15 protein-coding genes and 1 riboswitch are annotated in these 18,763 nt (G+C 37.4%); of the genes, 2 read left to right on the top strand and 13 right to left on the bottom strand.

All coding sequences use genetic code 11. The features are described 5' to 3' along the window. Positions 1-11: 11 nt before the first annotated feature. From JZO71_RS01685 to JZO71_RS01675, 4 genes are all read right to left on the bottom strand, one after another. The gene (locus JZO71_RS01685; RefSeq protein WP_206897868.1) at positions 12-1,988 is read right to left on the bottom strand and encodes a fructose-specific PTS transporter subunit EIIC; all 1,977 of its coding nucleotides are present in this window, start codon (positions 1,986-1,988) and stop codon (positions 12-14) included. Further along, entirely contained in the window at positions 1,975-3,132 is a 1,158-nt protein-coding gene (locus JZO71_RS01680; RefSeq protein ID WP_206897867.1) for a glycerate kinase, read from the bottom strand. Before JZO71_RS01680 ends, JZO71_RS01685 begins: the two co-directional genes overlap by 14 nt. After that, positions 3,129-3,314, bottom strand: coding sequence for a hypothetical protein (locus JZO71_RS12420; RefSeq protein WP_242590341.1), 186 nt, complete (start codon positions 3,312-3,314; stop codon positions 3,129-3,131). Before JZO71_RS12420 ends, JZO71_RS01680 begins: the two co-directional genes overlap by 4 nt. Positions 3,315-3,445: 131 nt before the next feature. Next, positions 3,446-4,813, bottom strand: a complete 1,368-nt coding sequence (locus JZO71_RS01675; protein WP_242590340.1) for an alpha-amylase family glycosyl hydrolase — start codon at positions 4,811-4,813, stop codon at positions 3,446-3,448. Positions 4,814-4,932: 119 nt separating this feature from the next. Here JZO71_RS01675 and JZO71_RS01670 point away from each other — a divergent pair, with 119 nt between their 5' ends. Then, on the top strand, positions 4,933-5,682 hold the full coding sequence (locus JZO71_RS01670; protein WP_206897866.1) for a MurR/RpiR family transcriptional regulator: 750 nt from the start codon (positions 4,933-4,935) through the stop codon (positions 5,680-5,682). 179 nt (positions 5,683-5,861) lie between these two features. On the opposite strand, the gene JZO71_RS01665 is transcribed toward JZO71_RS01670, so the two are convergent. From JZO71_RS01665 to JZO71_RS01645, 5 genes are all read right to left on the bottom strand, one after another. After that, positions 5,862-7,427, bottom strand: a complete 1,566-nt coding sequence (locus JZO71_RS01665) for a phosphatase PAP2/LCP family protein (protein ID WP_206897865.1) — start codon at positions 7,425-7,427, stop codon at positions 5,862-5,864. A gap of 43 nt (positions 7,428-7,470) precedes the next feature. Then, complete coding sequence (locus tag JZO71_RS01660; protein WP_206897864.1) at positions 7,471-8,622, bottom strand: FtsW/RodA/SpoVE family cell cycle protein; 1,152 nt, start codon at positions 8,620-8,622, stop codon at positions 7,471-7,473. Continuing rightward, positions 8,594-9,742, bottom strand: coding sequence for an FtsW/RodA/SpoVE family cell cycle protein (locus JZO71_RS01655; protein ID WP_347401322.1), 1,149 nt, complete (start codon positions 9,740-9,742; stop codon positions 8,594-8,596). The genes JZO71_RS01660 and JZO71_RS01655 overlap by 29 nt, the downstream gene beginning before the upstream one ends. A 114-nt stretch (positions 9,743-9,856) precedes the next feature. Beyond that, positions 9,857-10,024, bottom strand: a riboswitch (M-box (ykoK) riboswitch). 333 nt (positions 10,025-10,357) lie between these two features. Continuing rightward, positions 10,358-13,096, bottom strand: a complete 2,739-nt coding sequence (locus tag JZO71_RS01650; protein ID WP_206897862.1) for an FtsX-like permease family protein — start codon at positions 13,094-13,096, stop codon at positions 10,358-10,360. 10 nt (positions 13,097-13,106) lie between these two features. Beyond that, a complete protein-coding gene (locus tag JZO71_RS01645) occupies positions 13,107-13,808 on the bottom strand; it encodes an ABC transporter ATP-binding protein (protein WP_206897860.1) in 702 nt (233 codons plus the stop codon). A 159-nt stretch (positions 13,809-13,967) separates the two neighbouring features. Here JZO71_RS01645 and JZO71_RS01640 point away from each other — a divergent pair, with 159 nt between their 5' ends. Further along, positions 13,968-14,519: a TetR/AcrR family transcriptional regulator gene (locus JZO71_RS01640; protein WP_206897859.1), complete on the top strand. Its 552-nt coding sequence runs from the start codon at positions 13,968-13,970 to the stop codon at positions 14,517-14,519. 686 nt (positions 14,520-15,205) lie between these two features. On the opposite strand, the gene JZO71_RS01635 is transcribed toward JZO71_RS01640, so the two are convergent. The 4 genes from JZO71_RS01635 to JZO71_RS01620 all read right to left on the bottom strand — a co-directional run bounded on the left by JZO71_RS01635 (position 15,206) and on the right by JZO71_RS01620 (position 18,734). Further along, positions 15,206-15,934: a LytTR family transcriptional regulator DNA-binding domain-containing protein gene (locus JZO71_RS01635; protein WP_206897857.1), complete on the bottom strand. Its 729-nt coding sequence runs from the start codon at positions 15,932-15,934 to the stop codon at positions 15,206-15,208. Positions 15,935-15,938: 4 nt separating this feature from the next. Beyond that, the gene (locus JZO71_RS01630; protein WP_206897855.1) at positions 15,939-17,249 is read right to left on the bottom strand and encodes a GHKL domain-containing protein; all 1,311 of its coding nucleotides are present in this window, start codon (positions 17,247-17,249) and stop codon (positions 15,939-15,941) included. Positions 17,250-17,405: 156 nt separating this feature from the next. Next, positions 17,406-18,062, bottom strand: a complete 657-nt coding sequence (locus JZO71_RS01625) for a CpsD/CapB family tyrosine-protein kinase (protein WP_206897854.1) — start codon at positions 18,060-18,062, stop codon at positions 17,406-17,408. A 3-nt stretch (positions 18,063-18,065) separates the two neighbouring features. Then, positions 18,066-18,734, bottom strand: a complete 669-nt coding sequence (locus tag JZO71_RS01620; RefSeq protein ID WP_206897853.1) for a YveK family protein — start codon at positions 18,732-18,734, stop codon at positions 18,066-18,068. Between the last annotated feature and the right edge of the window lie 29 nt (positions 18,735-18,763).

The following is an 18,763-nucleotide window of genomic DNA, read 5'->3' as shown; positions in this document are numbered from 1 at the left end:
TTCCCCTACTTTTAAGCTTCTTTCGCTTCTTTTTTCTTAATCAAGTAAAATCGGATAAAGATATTTCCTAAGGCGATGAACAGAACACCGGCGATTAAACCGACAGCATATGCCCAAAAATTTTCAACCAGTGGCCAACCCCAAACTGCAGGAAGTGGGTACCACTGAACTGCTCCTAAAACAACAGCTAAAACTGCACCAATCGATGCACCAATCATATTGATAGGAATCGTGATCAATGGATTTTGCAAAGCAAATGGAATTGCACCTTCACCAATTGCTAAGAAGCCAAGAACTAAGGATGTGCGACCTGTTACGCGTAAATTATCATCAAATACACGACGACCAACGATATATTTATCCAAAATAGTGGCTAGACCAATACCGATTGGTGGAATTACGATTGCTAATACTCTAGGCGTCAACGGAAAAATTTGATCAGCTGCCATTCCGATTGCCACTGCACCAGCGGCTTTATTTACTGGTCCACCCAAGTCAAACGCTGTTAAACAAGCAATGATTGTTGAAAGCACCACTTTACCAGAATCTTGATATTGCATAACCATCTGTTGTAACCAACCATTTAATCCACCAAATACTGGATCCACCAAGAAATAATTAACAAAGAAAACTGCCAAAATAGATAGACCAGGAATAATCAACATAGGCTTCATGGCTTGTAAATTTTTGTGTAATTTCACGTGTTCATTCAAGAATTTGCAAACATAACCGGAGACTGCTCCTAAGATCAATGCACCAAAGAAACCGGAAGGAATACCACCTTCTACCCCCCATAAAGTTTGATGTAAGCCCGCAGCAAATGCACCCCCAATAAAACCGGAAGCTAATGCCGGGCGGTCAGCAATTGAATATGCCATAAACGCTGTGAAAATTGGGTACATAAAGCGCATCGTCATGTTCCCCGTAAGTCCAATATAATGCAGTAAGACAATGATTTGATTTGCATTTGTAGCCATTTCAGCGTTACCGATTTCTTTACTTAATCCGAAGAAACTAGCACCAATTTGCGAAATACCAATCATGACACCTGCCGCAACTAAGATTGGAATCATGTATGAAATACCGGTCATAACTGCTTGCATCAATGTACTCATGACGGAAGCTTTTTTTGGTCCATAACTAGTAGCACTGCTAGTTAGATCATCCGCTGCTTTGAACCTGCCATCGGGTGCAGTAATCAATCGATCAATCATCGCAGGTCCGTGTTTCAATGGTTCGGCAACTTTTGTTTGAATATAAGGAAGACCCTTAAATCGTTCTTTTCCTTTTGGTGCAATATCCGTCGCGAAAATCACTCCATCAGCGGTTTGAATCATCTCTGGTGTAATGCCATCTTCAATACCGTTTGCGCCTTGCTTTTCTACATGAATATTGATTCCTTTTTCTTTAGCCGCTTTTTGTAATGCTTCAGCTGCCATGTAAGTATGAGCAATACCCGTGGCACACGCTGTTACAGCTAAGATGTTTTTCGCTGTCATTGGGGCTACTTCCTCCACTTCACTTTTTTGATCCGATAATAATTGCAATATTTCTGCTTTTGTTCTTGCTTTTTTTAGTTGGTCAACTAAGACTGAATCCATCAGTTTCACGCTTAGCTCAGATAAAATTTTCAAGTGAGTTTGTCCCTTTTCAGCATCTGGAATGGCTAACAAGAAAACAAGTTCGACTTGATTTGTTGGGTCAATTGATGGCCAAGCTCCTGCCGGCATCGCTTTGTCTAAAGTAGCAATAGCGACTGCAGCCTTTGAAACAGTTGTTGATTTACCGTGTGGAATAGCAAAACCATTCTCCATTCCAGTTTCAGAAATCGTCTCTCTTTCGCGAACAGCTGCTAAGAATGCTTCCTTATCGATAACGATGCCATTACTAACGAAAGCATCAATCAAGTGATCGAAGACTTCCGCTTGTGTTTGCCAACTTTGATGAATAAAAATCAATGATTCATTTGTGATACTACTTAGATCCATGTTCTATTCCCCCATTTTTTGATAGTTGAAAAGCAGTAATAAAAATTGAAGATACCAATTCAGCAGCATTCGTCAAGGTTGTTTCTTTCTCCATTGCATCCGTCAAAGAAATTGGTCTTGTTTGAATCGAAAAAATTCCAGAAAATGGAGAAGATTCATGATTAGTTATACTTTTTTTGCCACAAATGGCAATCACTGGCTTCTGGTACCTTGCTGCTAACTCTGCGATAGCAAAAGGTACTTTACCAAACAGACTCTGTTGATCGATACTCCCTTCGCCGGTCACTACCACATCAACTGTTTTTAGCCTTTCTTCAAAGTTGATCAGCTCTGTAATCAATTTGAATCCCGGTTCCATTTTAGCACCAAGAATAGCCAACGCGCCTCCCAGCCCACCAGCAGCTCCCGCACCTTCCGTAGTCGCTAAGTCAATTTTTAATTCTTTGAAAATCACTTGACTCAAGTTCTTCGCGTTGGCATCCAATTGCTGTATTTGTTCAACTGTTGCGCCTTTTTGTTGCGAAAACACTTGAAATGCACCGTGTTCTCCAAAATATGGATTGGTTACATCATTTGCCACAACAATTGGTATCTCAGGAAATTTGATTGTTGAAAGTTCTATTTCTCTGGCATCTAGTAATAAGTTTCCTTCTTCTAAATTATTTTGTTGTGCGTCAACAAATGCTGCACCGTATTCTTTCAGTAGCCCTAAGCCTCCATCAGTAACGCCCGAGCCTCCCAGTGTGATAATCACTTTTTCAAAACCACGTCGTTCTATTTCTTTAATCAGTAATCCCAGACCTTTTGACGAAGCGGTTCTCACTGTTTCCGCATTTGGCTTAATCAAATCCAAACCCATCGTATCAGCCGACTCAATTAATGCTTGTCGTTTCCCATCTGCTCTAAAGCTAAGCACTTTAGCATTGATTGGATTCCCCATTAAATCAATCGTTGGTATTTCCAGAACTGTTCCATTCAGAGAATTTTGAACACTTGTTAATGTACCTTCGCCACCATCTGCAATCGCAATTTCTGCTGTACTTTCCACAAAATCAAGTTGATTCAACTTTTTAGCAACAGCACGATTCAATTCAACCGAACGAGCACTTCCCTTAAAGCTATCGATTGCTACGAGAACTTTCACTTTTGCTCACCAACTTTGATCCAAGCAATACCATATGGTTCTAATCGAAGATTGTTTTTCACTTCTGTCTGAGTTAGAAGGTTCACTCCATTTAGACCTTCGATTGTTTTTTCGGTGCAAGCTACATTGGTTAAAGAAATAATTTCAGATCCATCTTTAGCCGTTCGTTTGAGTGCAAACACTTGCTCATCTAAATGCAGTACTTCTTGTTCCCCATACGGAGAAAACTCCTCATAGTTCTGGCGCTCTTTTAGCAGTCCTGTGATTCCTTCATAAACGGTTTTGCGATAAGGGTCTGAGTCTAATTCACTAGCTAATCGTTCAATGTCAATTTTTCTCGATTGATTCGTCGATTAATACCTGATTCTTCAGCACCTTGTAAATCTCCACGTGAACCAAAGATCGAATGATAATAAATCGCTGGGACACCCACAAATGAAAGCAAAACATTGTGCGCGGCAATCACCTTTTTAGCTGCAAGCTGATCTGTGTCTTCGGATGAGCGTAACGCATCCCCATAATTGATATTCAATTCATAAACGGTTTGTGACCCATCAGGATTACTCTTATATGAAACTTTTCCTTGATTGTTCAACACTCGTTCAACGATTGTTTCCCGCTCGTCATCATCTAAGATTCCTTCCACTGGTCGCATCCCAATTCCATCATGTGAAGCCAAGAAATTAAAGAACGTTGCTTCATCTGAAAGAGCATGAATAGTGCTTGCCCACTCAGCTAACTTTTTCGTATTCCCTTGAATAAAAGAAAACAGAACTAACGGTGGCAGTGGAAATTGGTACACTTGATTCGCTTCATCGTGGCCATTACCAAGATACGAAATGTTTTCCTTGTGTGGGACATTTGTTTCAGTAATGATTTGTGTATTTGGTGAAAAATGATCTAGCAGTGTTCGCCACATTTTCACAATTTCATGCGTATTGGGTAAATGCATACAGGTCGTTCCAGAATCTTTCCATAAGAAACCAATAGCATCTAAACGAATAGACGATGCGCCACGAAATGTATATTCAAGCAACACTTCGGACAAACGTGCTAACATGATTGGATCTTTTGGATTGACATCTACTTGGTCATCACTAAATGTGGTCCAAACTTTCTTCTTTTCTCCTCTATCATTTGAATACTCATGAAACAACGGAGAAGTTCTTGGTCTAGTAACCTTTGTGGTATCAAATGCTTTCTGATATTCAACAAAACTTTTTTCAAAACCTCTGTCATTGTTTAAAAATTTTCTGAACCATTCGCTCTTAGCTGACATGTGGTTAGCAACAAAGTCATACATCAAACGTTTTCTCAGTGCTAACTTTTTGATATCCTCCCAATTACCCAATGCTGGATTAATGGTTAAATAGTCAGTCACAGAAAAACCATCATCCGAGGTAAACGGAAACATAGGTAGTAAATGAATATCTGTGATGCTGTCATCGAGATATGTTTGGACTACCTCAGCTAACACTTTGAGTCCTTTTTCGCGATCATTTTGAAAACTGTCACCATAAGTGATTAGATACGCATTTGATTGATCGATTGCTGGATTTCTGGCAAATTCTTTCGTTGCGTATTTCTCTAGTAAATCGGTAAATAGTTGTTTTGCTTGATCGAGTTCTTGCTTACTTGTGTATATTTTTTCTAGATGTTTTGCTACTTTTTCTGTTATCATAAATCCACCTCAACAAATAATTAAAAGCCCTTTCATTTATTACAAACACAGTTATATCATAAAACCATATTAAAAAAAGTTCAGAAAGCGTATAATTATACGCCAAGGGGGAGATACAAATGGGGGCCATTGAAAATTACTTTGTAACTGATATTGGAAATCTTTCTGAAACTGAGAAATATGTTTTTTATTATTTGGACGAACATCCTAACCTAGTAAAAAAACTTACTTTAGCTGAAATTGCCGGGGAATTAAACACATCAAATACCACGATTATTCGAATGACCAAAAAACTTGGGCTAGATGGTTTTTCAAATTTTAAATATTTAGTAGAAAGAATTGTCAGCGACACACAAATTGTTCCGCAAAAGGATCTGGCTGAACGATATCGATCTTATTTAGATGCGGTGATAACCGGCACTGATTTAGATAAATTAACGTACATTGCGCAAAAAATTCACGGCGCTTCCACACTCTATGTTGCCGGTGTTGGCATAACAAAGCCGATTGCAGAGTACGTCGCCAAGCGATTTTTGCAACTAAATAAGTCCACACTTTATACGTATGAATCACATCTTATTGAATTGATGCCAACCTTTACCAAAAAAGATGATATTGTTCTCTTTTTATCGATGAGCGGTGAAACAAAAACGATTATCCAAGCCGTAAAAAAAATGAACTACGTTGAATCAGTTGATCTCTTTTCTATTACGAATAACGGCAATAGTACACTAGCTAAGCTAACGGATGTTACGCTGAGCTCTTCCATGCCAACAAATATTTATGAAAATTATGATATTACCTCTCGTTCTGCCCTGATGCTTCAAGCAGATTTATTGATTGAAACTTATTTAGGGTTATATTTTTAAGCATTGAGAGCGGAATCCAGATTTCTCCTATCAATCATATAAGCATAAAGACCTCCCCCTAAAACGGAGAGGTCTTTATGCTGTTTATACGTGAATAAGTTTTAACAATTCACTTTGTTATTTGTCATAAACTAACCGCGAGCTTTAAGTTTATCTTCTGACTAGGTAAAATTTCTTCTTCACAAGTTTAATTGTTTATGCAATAAATCTTTCACTCTTTGGACTTCTTCTTCTGGTATTCTTTGGTAAGATATTCCATCTTGCCCAGTAATTCCATCTCCCGTAAATCCCTCACCTTGCATTTGTTCACTTTCAATGGTTGTTAAGCAAGAATAGTAACCTGTTAAGATTTTTTGCATTTGATCAAAGGTCAGATCCGTCTTCCCATTCTCTCCAATACCGTCCATAATTTTCTGATAACTAAAAACGCTTTTCGTTGATAACATTTTGTCTATCAACAATTCCATCACTTCTCGTTGTCTACCTTGACGACCATAATCACCTTTAGGATCTTCATAACGCATTCGCGAATATTGTAATGCTTCCCAGCCATCCAAATGTTGCTTCCCTTTTGGAAAATCAATTCCTTCAGCCGAAAAAGCAAAATCATTATCTACAGTGACTCCACCTACTGCGTCTACCAGTGTCTGCAACCCATCCATATTGACCGACACATAATGATGAATTGGGATATCTAAAAACTTTTCAACAGTATTCATAATCATTTCTGGTCCACCAATCGAATGTGCGTGATTAATTTTATCCTCGTAATCTGCTCCAACGATTTCTACAAACGAATCTCGTGGAATACTGACTAAAGTCGTTTTCTTCGTCTGATTATTCAAAGTTGCCACCATAATTGTATTTGCTCTGTAGTCAGTTTTTCTTTTTGAATCATTCGCAATTCCCAATAGTAAAATACTCATTGGCTCTGAAGCTTCCGGCGCCTTCGTATTTCCCTTTCGTTCAACAGGTGAATACATTGAGTCAGCCATCTTTTGACTACTGTGATAAAAGCGCAAAGCAAAAACACTCAAACCAGAAATAATGATAACTAGAACAGTAACCAGACTTAGTAAAACTTTTTGCCACGTTGAAAAACGACCTTTTCTAGTTTGCCGAGTAGTTAATGTTTCTTTTCGCAAGTATGGATAAAAAAGACCAGCTGTTCCAAAAGTCGTCCCGTACCCAAGCAACAATCCAGTAAAAACATCACTGAAATAATGGACCCCCAAATAAATGCGACCACCAGCAATCACAACTAGTAAGAAAAAGAAACCCAGTTTAATCAGTAAAAAAATCTTTTGATTGCTGAAAGCATAAATCACAATCATGGAACAAATAAATGTCATGATCAACACAGAATGACCACTCGGAAAACTGTAGGAAGAACGTGCAAGATATTGCAATTGATCGGGGCGTGTCCGTTGGATCAAATGCTTTAAGACATAGCCAATACCACTAACAAATAGGAGATTTCCCAGACACCAAATTGCTAATGATTTCCGATTGGTCTTTAGTAAGAAAATCGCTACTGCACCAAAAATGAGTAATATTGGAGCAATCGTTGCCACCTTCGATACCACACCCACAAAAATAGTTACATAGGCGTTATCTGGTAATCGATGTTGGGTAAAAATTTGATCCACACGATTAAGCCATGGTGCATTCATCATAACTCCAGCTGTAACTATGAGTAGTAAGAACAACGCGGCAGCGCTGTTCAAAAACAATTTCTTTCGCATAAAGTATCCTCACTTTTTATTCTTTTATTTTGTTTCTAACAAGCTATTTTTTCTTGAATCCCATCGTGACACCTAACCCAATTCCTAACACAATCAACGAAGTACCACCTTGACTTAAAAAGGGTAACGGAATGCCGGTTAGTGGCAATATACCAATTGCTGCACCAATATTTTCAAAAATTTGAAACATCAGTCCAAAAACAAACGCCACTGCAAGATAAAGATTCGCTTTGTTATTGGTTCTCAAAGCTGCAGAAAGTATTTGATAAAACAAATAGAAATAGAGAAAAACAACGAATGCCGCGCCCATAAAACCAAAACCCTCACCAACTACGGTAAAGATCATATCTGATTCTCGAACTGGCACATACACAGAGATTCCGCTAATCCCACGTCCAAATAACCCACCGCTACCAATCGCATAAAGACTTTGAACTTGCTGATACGCAATCGTGTCACTATATTGAAATGGATCGATCCATGCGCGAACACGGTCTAATTGATAGGTCTTAAAATGTAAGGAATAGAGCAATTTGTTCCCCCATTCGCTGAACACCAGAACTAATAATGCACCACCTAACGTTGCACCGATACCTGTAATGATTGTCAAAATTTTCCAATGCACGCCAGCAATAATAAACAGCGCACCTAGGATTGCAATAAAAACTAAACTTGTTCCAAAATCTCGTTGCATAAACATCAACAAAAAGGTGGGCAAACTGTACAGGATAATTTTTCCTAAATAACATAAATCGCTTTTCAAATCTCTTGCTAATTTTTTTTGAGACCATTCCATCTCAAAACGAACTGTCAGACTTACCATAAAAAGAATAAAACTTAGTTTCATCAACTCAGAAGGCTGGAAAGAAAATGAGCCGATTCGCAGCCAACGTTTTGTGTTTGTCAAAATATACATTGATGGATCATAAAACCAATATAAGAGAGCCATCAAGCCAAGTGACAGCACATACAAAACCGGTGCGTATCTTAGTAAAGTTGCTACAGGAATTCTACTAGTCACAACTAACAGGATAAATGAAACTAGACAAAAAATCGTTTGCTTGAAGACGACACGTCTTACGTCAACCCCATCCAGATCAGCAGCTATCGCTTGCACCCCTATACTCATCAAATAAAAAATGAAAATTGGCAAAAACAGAGAATAATTAAACTCGTTGCTCAAACGCTTGATCATTTACACTTACCTCCGAGGAGAATTTTAGACAGATTCCTAAAGCAATCGATAAGAACAAATAACTGGTTCCTCCATAACTGATAAACGGCAGTGGAATTCCAGTCATCGGAATCATTCCTAAGATACTTGCAATGTTGATACTCGTCTGTAAGAGCAACAAAGTCCCGACACCAAAATAAATCAGACTAATTTGTTGACTAGCTTCTTTTGCAGCTAGCATAAATAATCGAAGAATGATTAAAAAAAGAAGTGCTAAAACAATTAGTCCCACGATCATTCCCAATTCTTCTACTAAAATCGAATAAATAAAATCTGTTTCTGCTACTGGTAAATAACCTTTTTTTGTAATACTATTTCCTAACCCTCGACCAAAGAAGCCACCATTATATAACGCATAATAGGAGTTACTCATCTGAAATCCTTTTCCATACGGATCTAAAAATGGATCCCTCACTAACTGAATACGGTCATAGGTATGCATGAACAAATTTGGTAAAAGATCATGATTACCTAGAAAAAGGATCGTTCCACCTACCACTGCAACTCCTGCAATTGTTGCTAGAAAAACGGCAATTGAAAACTGATAAGGCAACTGTGCTGTCGTAATGATCACTAGTGCGATTCCCCAAAGAATGATTGCTCCTGTCACTTTTGGTTGAAATAAAATCAGCAATCCACTAAATAAAACGAGGACGTAAGGTACCCACATTTCCTTCTTCGATCGTTCCACCCGAAAAAAATACGCTAGATAGAGAATTAATGCAACGTTTGTTATTTCAGAAGGCTGAAATTGAATACCACCTAACGAAACCCATCGTTGTGCACCATTGATATTTACGCCAATGACATAAACCAAAATCAAACTAACGACTCCCAAACCCAGCGCAATTTTGGCAAGGAATCCTTTTAATAAAATTTTCTTTTTTAGCCGATAAATTCCCGCAATCACAAACCAACTCATTCCCATAAAAACGGCTTGCTTATAAAACAGCGATAGTGCATTCTGACCCTCAGCTGTCAGTCTGTACGAACTTGCGCTAAATACAAGCAAGAGACCAACTACGCTTACTCCTAAATATGGTAATAATAATAGCCAGTCGATCGTTTTTCTTTTTCTCACAATGTTCTCTCTCCTTTTTAAGCACCTGTTTAAGACGGGAGAGAAACAGTAAATAGCCTCAAAAAAAGGACACCAAACGTTAGCTAAAAAACTAACAAATCTGGTGTCCCACACAATTAATCTCATCGTCTGAGTTTTAGCACTAAACAACGTAAAGAATTACTCTTAGCTATTTTATGAAAAGCCTTAATCCGACAATTCCTATTTTACACATTGGCGTCTTTCGACGTTTCTGCGCAATAGCCTGTGTTTGTTTAGGAGCCTCACCTAACAAGTTTACTTATATTTAATTTCATAAAAATATTACTTTTTTTCTCAAGAAATATCAAAATAAATCGTAAAAAAACGAATTTTCTTTAGAGTTGCTTATGAAATCATTTAGAAAAAATTTATATTTGGCCAAAAATAAGCCAGAAAAATCAGAAGTGATAGTAAATAATACTAACGGTTTGTTGAACAATCCTGTTTATGTAAAAAGACACAGGTCTATTCTTACCTCGCCATCAGACTATAGCTAATCTTGTAATCTTTTTACGAACTAGGTCATTACATTCAACTCTAACTTAAAAAAAGTTTTGTACGTCACTTAACAGCGACATACAAAACTTTTTTGTTTTATTCATTCGATTTCAAAGCACTAATCATATCAATTTCTTTTAACTTTCTATGAGTGATGAACATCACGATAGCAGAAAAGACAAGCGTCAAAGCGCCCGAAACTAAATAGCCCATTTCCGGAATCAAAAGTGGAAAAGCCATATTATCGGCGCTAGCCATCGTAATAATGAACCATGTCAAGACCTTACCAACGCCACAGCCCAATAAGATTCCCACTAAAGTAAAGATGACGTTTTCCCGAATGATATACATCGTGACTTCCCCGTCAAAGAAACCTAAAACTTTGATTGTCGCTAATTCTCGTTCCCGCTCTGACACATTGATATTCGTCAGATTAAACAAAACGACAAAGGCTAACGTGCCTGACAAAACGATAAAAATCAAAACGACTGGACGTAAATTATCACTAGCAAAAGCTTGTTTGCTTGCTTGAGTACTCATAAAAGTCGTTGTTGTCACTTGATTGGTAGCTTGTAATTGACTCGCTAATTTCGCTTCTTCTTGAGAAGACATTTCATGACTCTTGAACAAGATAGTATTTTCGGTGAAGTCTTTATCCGTGACTTGTTGATAGTAATTTTGATCCATAAAAATTGTATTACCTAAGTAATTTTCAACGATTCCACTAATCTTTAGCTTTATTTTTTTACCCTCGTTATCTTGAATCGTCAGACTACTTCCGACCTTAGCATTGTATGCTTTCGCTATACCTTCCGTGATAACTGCTCCATCCTTGGTGATCTCTACAGTTGTTTTTTTGTCTGTTTTTTTCAAGGTGAAATAATCTTTAGCACTATCTGTATCCTTAAAAGCATACAACGATGCACTTAAATCACTTACCCCTTCTTTTTTGAACTTCACTTGATCAGCAAAAACATTCATGCTCCCTTTGACTTGGTCATGAGCGCTCAGCACTTCATCCGCCTTTTGGACATCTGCCTCATCTTTTAACGTAACGATTCCTTGAAAGTGATTCAATTGCTTGAACTGAACATCAACCACCCCACCAATGGAATCTTGTAACCCGAATCCAGCCACCATTAAGCCCATACAGCCTGCTATCCCAAGAATCGTCAAAATTGCTCGAGCTTTATAGCGGAAAAGATTTCTGTATGTCACTTTTTGGTTAAAACTCAAACGGCTCCATAAAGGTGTAATGTATTCTAAAAGGATTCTTTTTCCGGGTTTTGGCGCTTTAGGCATCAAAAGCGCCATCGGTTTTTCCCGTAAATCTTTAACCAAGATATAAATAGTGGCCGCAACAGTTGCAAAAAGTGCCGCAAGTATTGCCATAAAAATCGGCCAAAACCAAAAATCAGTTGGGTAGTTTTCAAAAACATAATTTTTCTTCAGCATGGTAAAAACTACAGGTGGCAGTCCTTTCGTTCCCACAATAACTCCAAAAATGGTTCCGACAGTCCCTGTCAATAAAGCATACAATAGATATTTTTGAGCGATTTCACTGTTTCGGTAGCCCAATGCTTTCAATGTACCAATCTCTTTTCGATCTTCTTCAACCATACGTGTAATGGTAGTAAATGTAATCAATATTCCAATCAAAAAGAAAAAAACTGGAAAGACGTTCCCAATTGCATCGATTCTATCTGATAGACTAGTAAATTCTGTAAAACCAGGATTTGAACTTCTCTGTGTCAGAAGATAATTTGGCGTTTTGATGGCTGCGACATTTTTTTTTGATTGTCCAAGCTTCGCTTGCGCTTCCGTTAACGTTTGTTGGTTTTCCATGAGCTCCGTTTGTTTTTCAGCAAGCACTGTGGTCGCTTTTTCCAACTCACTTTGCGCTGACGCCAACTGTTCATTAGCGATAGTTGGACCGTAAACCGTCTCAAGTTGCGCTTTTTGTTGTTCCAACTGTTGTTGTTGACTGGTCAATTGTTCTTTCGCTGCGTTCAGTTCATTCTGCCCATCACTCAGCTTTTGTTGGTTTTCTTGTAATTCCTGTTCTCCTTTGGCGATTTCTTGATTAGCTATCGCTTGTAACTCCGTTTTTCGTTGCTCTTTGCGCGCATCAAAAAGTTTTTGTAATTTTTCCTCATTAACGATCATCTGATCTTTGTAGACATCAGACATAATATCTTTCTCTTTTAAATCAGAGAAACGTAAATATAAAATAGAATAGGTTTCACTACCAAAAGCCGTTTCAGGCAAGTAGGCATACCCGTCTATTGTCCCATCTCCCACAGTCGTCACGCCACGCTCTTTTTTATCAACATATATGGGGGAAGAAACATAACCCGTGACTGTAAATTTCTCCCCTTTCAATTGACTATCTTTAATGGTGATTTTACTGTTGATGGGGTATTGTTCTTTTAAACTCTCATCTATCAACAACTGCTGATTATTTTTTGGATAACTTCCTTGTAGCAATGTCAGTTTATTTTGCTTTTTATCCTCAGCATAAGAATAAATTTGTAAATTACGATTTTGTTGCTCTTCCACATAAGGAAAACTATAGCCTAGTTCTCCCTTGGCACCAGCTACTTTTTCAGCAATAGCCAAATCCTCATTTGTCAGTCCAGCAGTTCCTTGAATTTGTAAATCTGAAACGTTGTGGCTAGTAACAAATTCTTGGACAGTTTTTTCGAGATTGGGTCCAATGGATTTGATTCCTACAAATAATAAAACACCCATGAAGATAATTAAAATGATTGCGATAAATCGGCCTAAACTTTGTCGAATATCGCGAAATGTACTACGAATATAGAGATTTTTCATTTTTATTCCCTCACCACTCAATCTCTGCCACAGGCAATGGGGTCTTGTTGATTTCCACAGAACGCACTTTGGCATCATTGATGCGGATGATCCGATCTGCCATTGGTGCGATTGCCGAATTGTGAGTAATCAATAGTACGGTTCGTCCATCTTTTTTTGCTACATTTTGTAACAACGTTAAGACTTGTTTTCCCGTTTCGTAATCCAGCGCTCCTGTCGGTTCATCGCAGAGTAAAATTTTAGGATTTTTTGCTAGTGCACGGGCAATTGCCACTCGTTGTTGTTCCCCACCAGAAAGCTGAGCAGGAAAGTTCTTCATCCGTTCACCAAGACCAACTTGACGTAAAGTTTCCTCCACGTCTAAGGCATCCGGGGATACAGCAGTGGCTAATTCCACATTTTCTTTTGCAGTCAAGTTAGGAACTAGATTATAAAATTGAAAAACAAATCCTACATCCGTCCGCCGAAATTCCGTTAATTGTCGGTTATTGAAAGTTGCAATATCCACCCCATCAATGATAATCTGCCCTTCATCAGGAGTGTCCATTCCACCCAAGATATTCAATACTGTTGATTTACCAGCACCACTAGGACCTAAAATCACGGCTAGCTCCCCTTCTTCAACTGAGAAGCTGATGTCGTTATTAGCTGTAATGGTTGTATCACCCATTTGATATCGTTTAAACTCATTTTTCACTTCAATATAGCTCATGTTTATTCACCTCGTCATGTTTTCAACACGCTGTTGATTATATACTCTGTTGTTAGTATAATCGTTTCAATAACTCATGACAATATGCAAAGAACTTGGAGTTGTCATTGAGTAGACAAAGTTCATTAATCTGTTCATTAAATGAAAGGAAGCGCACTCATGGCTGGTATCAAAAATAATCGTCGAACCATTTATACAAAAAAAATAATCAAAGAAGCTTTTTTAAATTTGTTGTCTGAAAAGGAGCTCCAAAAAATAACTGTTACAGATATATGTAAATTAGCCGATGTCAATCGTGGAACTTTCTACAATTACTATACAGATACCATGGACCTGTTCCACCAAATCGAAGCGCAACTTATCGAAAGAATTCTTCCCTTAATCAAAATCGACAGTGACGAAGAGTTAGCCTCATGGTTGAGTCGACTGATTGCTATTTTAAAAGAAGCACAACCTCTTTCTTCTATTTTGACCCGTAATTACCAGGACAGTCACTTAATCAAAACTATTTTTCAAGAGGTACACGAGATAGCCATTGAAAGTTTTGCCGCTCGCTACCACGAAGACGATCCACGATTGCTCGAATATTATTTCACTTATTTTGTCCGCGGTGTTCTAGGTACAGTGGATGAATGGTTGACCAACGATGACGGAACTAGCGCCGATGATTTGAGTCGAGTTTTAGCTCAAGTCTTGCCCTCAGAAGAATAGCAAACTTTTTTTCAAAATATCTATTTGTTAGACATGGAATTGCTATTTACTATCAGCTAAAAAAAGTTTGATCCTGCAAGTTAGTTTTGTATAAAAAAAGAACCAAAACAGCTACCCATTTTGAATATTCAATTAAAGTAGAAGTTTGATGAAATAGTGCATTTCTCGATAATTGAAGAAGAACAAGAAAAGGACCTGAGTTGAATTCAGGTCCTTTTCATCTTTTAAAAAACTTTTAAACAACCTCTTAGTTGTTTTCTAAAAAACTTTTAGAAAAACTCTACTAACGTTCCTTATTATTCCGTTTATTACGGATAACTAATCCAAAGAGTCCGAAAAGACTGACTCCCCCTCCTAAAAACCCAACGGAAAATTTCTTTCCAAGATCAAAATAATAAGGAGATGCCCTGTGTTCTAGCTACTGTTTGCAACTTTTCTTTCTTAAATTAATTCTTTTACTTTATGACCGTTTAATGCCGGAATTTCTCTGGATAGGTTTATTTTTCGTTCTTTCCCAATATCCCCACGATAGTCCCTAACTGGCCCTTCTAAAATAAAAAAGCTATCAAATTGCCGCTGTTTTTTAGTAAAACCATAAGTACCTATTAGAAGATATCTTCCATCTTCTATTTTTCTTACTTCGTCTACTATACATAAACATTTTACACACAAAGTCATAAATTCTTTTAAGATTGAAATTGTGCTTTGATTTTCCGAAAAGTATGTTTGCCAACGAATAGTTCTGAACCGTCTTTAAAGGTAACGGCATCTTCTTTAGCGTCTAATTTCTGGATGGAACTCTTATGAATAATAAAGGAATTGAGAAAAATAAACTGCGATTCAACTAGCTTTTCTTTGATACTGGATAAGTAGTGGTTAATCGCATAAACGCCATTTGTCGTATAAAGCATGACTTTTTTAGAACGCGGAACCTTTTCAAAATACAATAGTTCTTTATAGGCGATTCTTGCTTGGTTTCCTGCCCGTTGTAGGGTAAAGAAATGATTGTCACTTCGTTGTTCTTCACGCTGCTTGATTTTTTCAAATGCACTTTGAATATTTTCTTTGATGACTTGTTCATCAATTTTTTTTGAAAGAAACGCTAACGGAGCAATATGTTCATCGATGATCGTTATTAGCTTATTTTCCAAACTTGTAATGTAGAGAATATACCCTTGTGTATCAATTTTTCGGATTTCTCTGCCTAAATCGATTCCATTATATTGTTCCTGCAATTCAATATCTAACAAGTAGATATGAGGACCTTCACTCAAATCTTCTGCAAGCATTTCTTTTGCTGTAACTACTTGTTCCTTCATATGGTAGACATAGCCGCTTTCAGCGATAACCTGCTGAATCACTTTCATCATTTTAGTTCGAAAAAAAGGGTTGTCTTCAATTACATAGATATTCACACGCTCACTCCTTGCCTATTGTTAGATCACAATAAATATAGTCATCTTCAAGATAAATATCAAAAAACGCAATTTCCCACGAGTCCACTAGTTTATTCAAGCTATATAAACCTTTACCGCGATCATCACCTTTTGTCGAATAGCCTTTTTGGGTAAGTTTTGCTAATTGAATTGTCTGAGGATCGACAGCCTTATTAGCAACTGAAAAAGATATTCCTGCTTGATTCTCTGCAAACCGAAGTATTATTTTGGGTTCTGGTAGCTTACGTGACTCATCTAACGCATTATCTAGTAAAATTCCTAGACATCGCACTAAATCGATTAACGGAACTGGAACTTCTCGAATTGGGTTCAAAACTGTCACTTCAACTGGAATATTCTGAGTTTGAGCCAGGTGAAGTTTTTGTTCCAGTAGTCCTCGCAGTGGTAAGAGTTGTAGATTTTGCAAATCAGGTGAATGAGCAGTCAATGATAGTTTGGGTGTTGAGCCTTTTAAATTTTGATAAAAATATTTTTTCAAACCGGCCAAATCATCTTGCTCCAAAAATATTTCAATTGTCATTAGGATATTTTTATAGTCATGGCGAAATAACTGAACTTGATAATTCTCAGCAGCTAAATGTTCGGTTTGTTGAACTTGTTTTGCTAGCAAATCTTGATGTAGTTGGTTCTTCGTAATAAAAAAGATTGTTAAGGAAACAAACAGTAAAACGACCACATGGGAAACCAGCAACAAGAGTAAAATCACTTCATAATACTCTGTCTGCCATAATAAAAATAACAAAGCACCAATCACAAATAGGAAGAGAAAGAAAAATACGAATAGAATGTAGGATTTTCGCGGAATTTTGTATTGCTGTAAAACCGATGTCAACCTATATTTTTTTACAAGAGAATCAATCCCCCACATAAGAATCAAATGAATAAGCAATACCGCACCTAATAATAAATAAAAATGACGAGTATCAATCGCTAAAAATGGGTAAGCTAAATTTAAACCAGATAATTGATAATAACGGTAAAAAGTCAGATACCAAACAATATGATAAATTGAGTAAGAAAAAGAAGTAAACAAAGTTGAAATCAAAAAATTATGCATCAAAAAAAGCGACAGACATAAGTTTAACACGATAAAATAAAAGCCCAAAAAAGCCACTGGTATTCTCAACAAAAAAAATAAAGCTCCCGCGCCCAAAAAAGCGACAAGATAGTTGAAAAAATACCGCAACGTTAATACCCGTTTATCAAAAAAAAGCATCATATACAAATAATTCAGTAAAATGACTGCTCCGCTATAAATCAATTCTTTTTCCATGTTGCTTCTCCTCCAGACACTAACTACTATCTATTATACAAAAACTGCTAGTTTCAGCCTAACTGGACGCTTAAAAATAGTGTCTGCCTCAGCAACCGTAAGTTCCAAGAAAAGACACTATCCTTTGATCCACCCTAATAGTAGTTACCTGCTTTTTTATCTGGGGGCATTATAAATGATGCCGAGATACTTGTCTTTCAATACTGATAGCAGTTCGTTCCCCTTTTGTAGTTCTTGCTTTTTAGTGTAGTTATTTTTTACGACCATTAGACAACCATCTGCTTGTTCGCCTAAGATCAATGCGTCGGTTACCGATAAAATCGGAGGGGCATCAATGATTACCATCTCAAACTGTTCCTTTGCCTGCCGAATGACTTGTCTGAGTTCCTCAGAATTAATAGTCACATGAGGCAAAGAAAAGTGTCGACCTACTGGTAAGACAGAAAAATCATTGTTGATTGAAACCACCATTTTTTTTAAAGTATCTTCACAATTAGCATCTAGCAAGCCCGATAGTCCCAAAGATTGTTTCGACTCTGGAAAAGCATCGCCCATTGACGGCTTACGCAAATCTAAATCAATCAGCAACGTCTTTTTGTTATATTGGGCATAAGTTGCTGCTAAATTGCTGGAGATCAAAGTTTTTCCATTATTTTGCGTTGGTGAAGTGATGACTAAACTGCGAATTGGACGACCAATATGCAACAGGTCGAGATTGTTTTTTACTGTCCGAAAATATTCGGCTTGTACAGAAGACGGGTCACGAAGCGCTACATTTTTCTGGGAAAGATTTTTTTTCATATTTTTCTTCATTCCTTACGCTCCTTCACTTCCAGGTTCATAATCATCAATAGCACCAATTGTCCCTAAGATGGGAACTTTGAGATTGGAAAAATCATTCTCTGATTTAATCTTTGTCGATAAAGATAAATGTAGAGCAATAATCACTAAGCTGAAAGCCAAACCGCCAATCAATTCCATCATAGCAAAATTGATTTTTTTAGGAGAAATCGGTGCTGTACTGGAATCCAAGATCGCTTTATCCAGTAACTTTAACTGACTGGTCGACATGATTTCAGCGGCTGTCTTGATAAATTGATCTGCCACTTGATTGGCGATCTCTGCGGCCTCCCGAGCAGTCGCGCCCGTAACTACGATATTGATGATTTGCGAATTTTCTTCTGTCATTGGGGTAATTTGGTTTTTCAGCTCATTCAAGGTATAACGCCCATCTAAGTTTGTGTTGACTTCATTTAACACTCTGGGACTTTTGATCAATGCATTATAAGTATTGATCATTTGAGTCACCGTTTCTTGCTTCTGATTGTTAGGGATCACCAATACTTGCGAAGCCATTTGATATTGAGGCTTTATAAAAAAGGTCGACACCATCAACGAAATCACCAGACCGGCCACACTAAAAAACAGTATCAACCATTTGTAGCTTAACAATTTTAATCCTATCTTTTGAAAATCGTATTCCATCATTTCGCTCCTTAGTTCATTTACATTGT

Source organism: Candidatus Enterococcus courvalinii, assembly GCF_017315945.1.
Classification (GTDB): Bacteria; Bacillota; Bacilli; order Lactobacillales; family Enterococcaceae; genus Enterococcus_B; species Enterococcus_B courvalinii.
The sequence above is the reverse complement of the archived record's forward strand: the minus strand, read 5'-3'. Positions and strand labels throughout refer to the sequence as shown.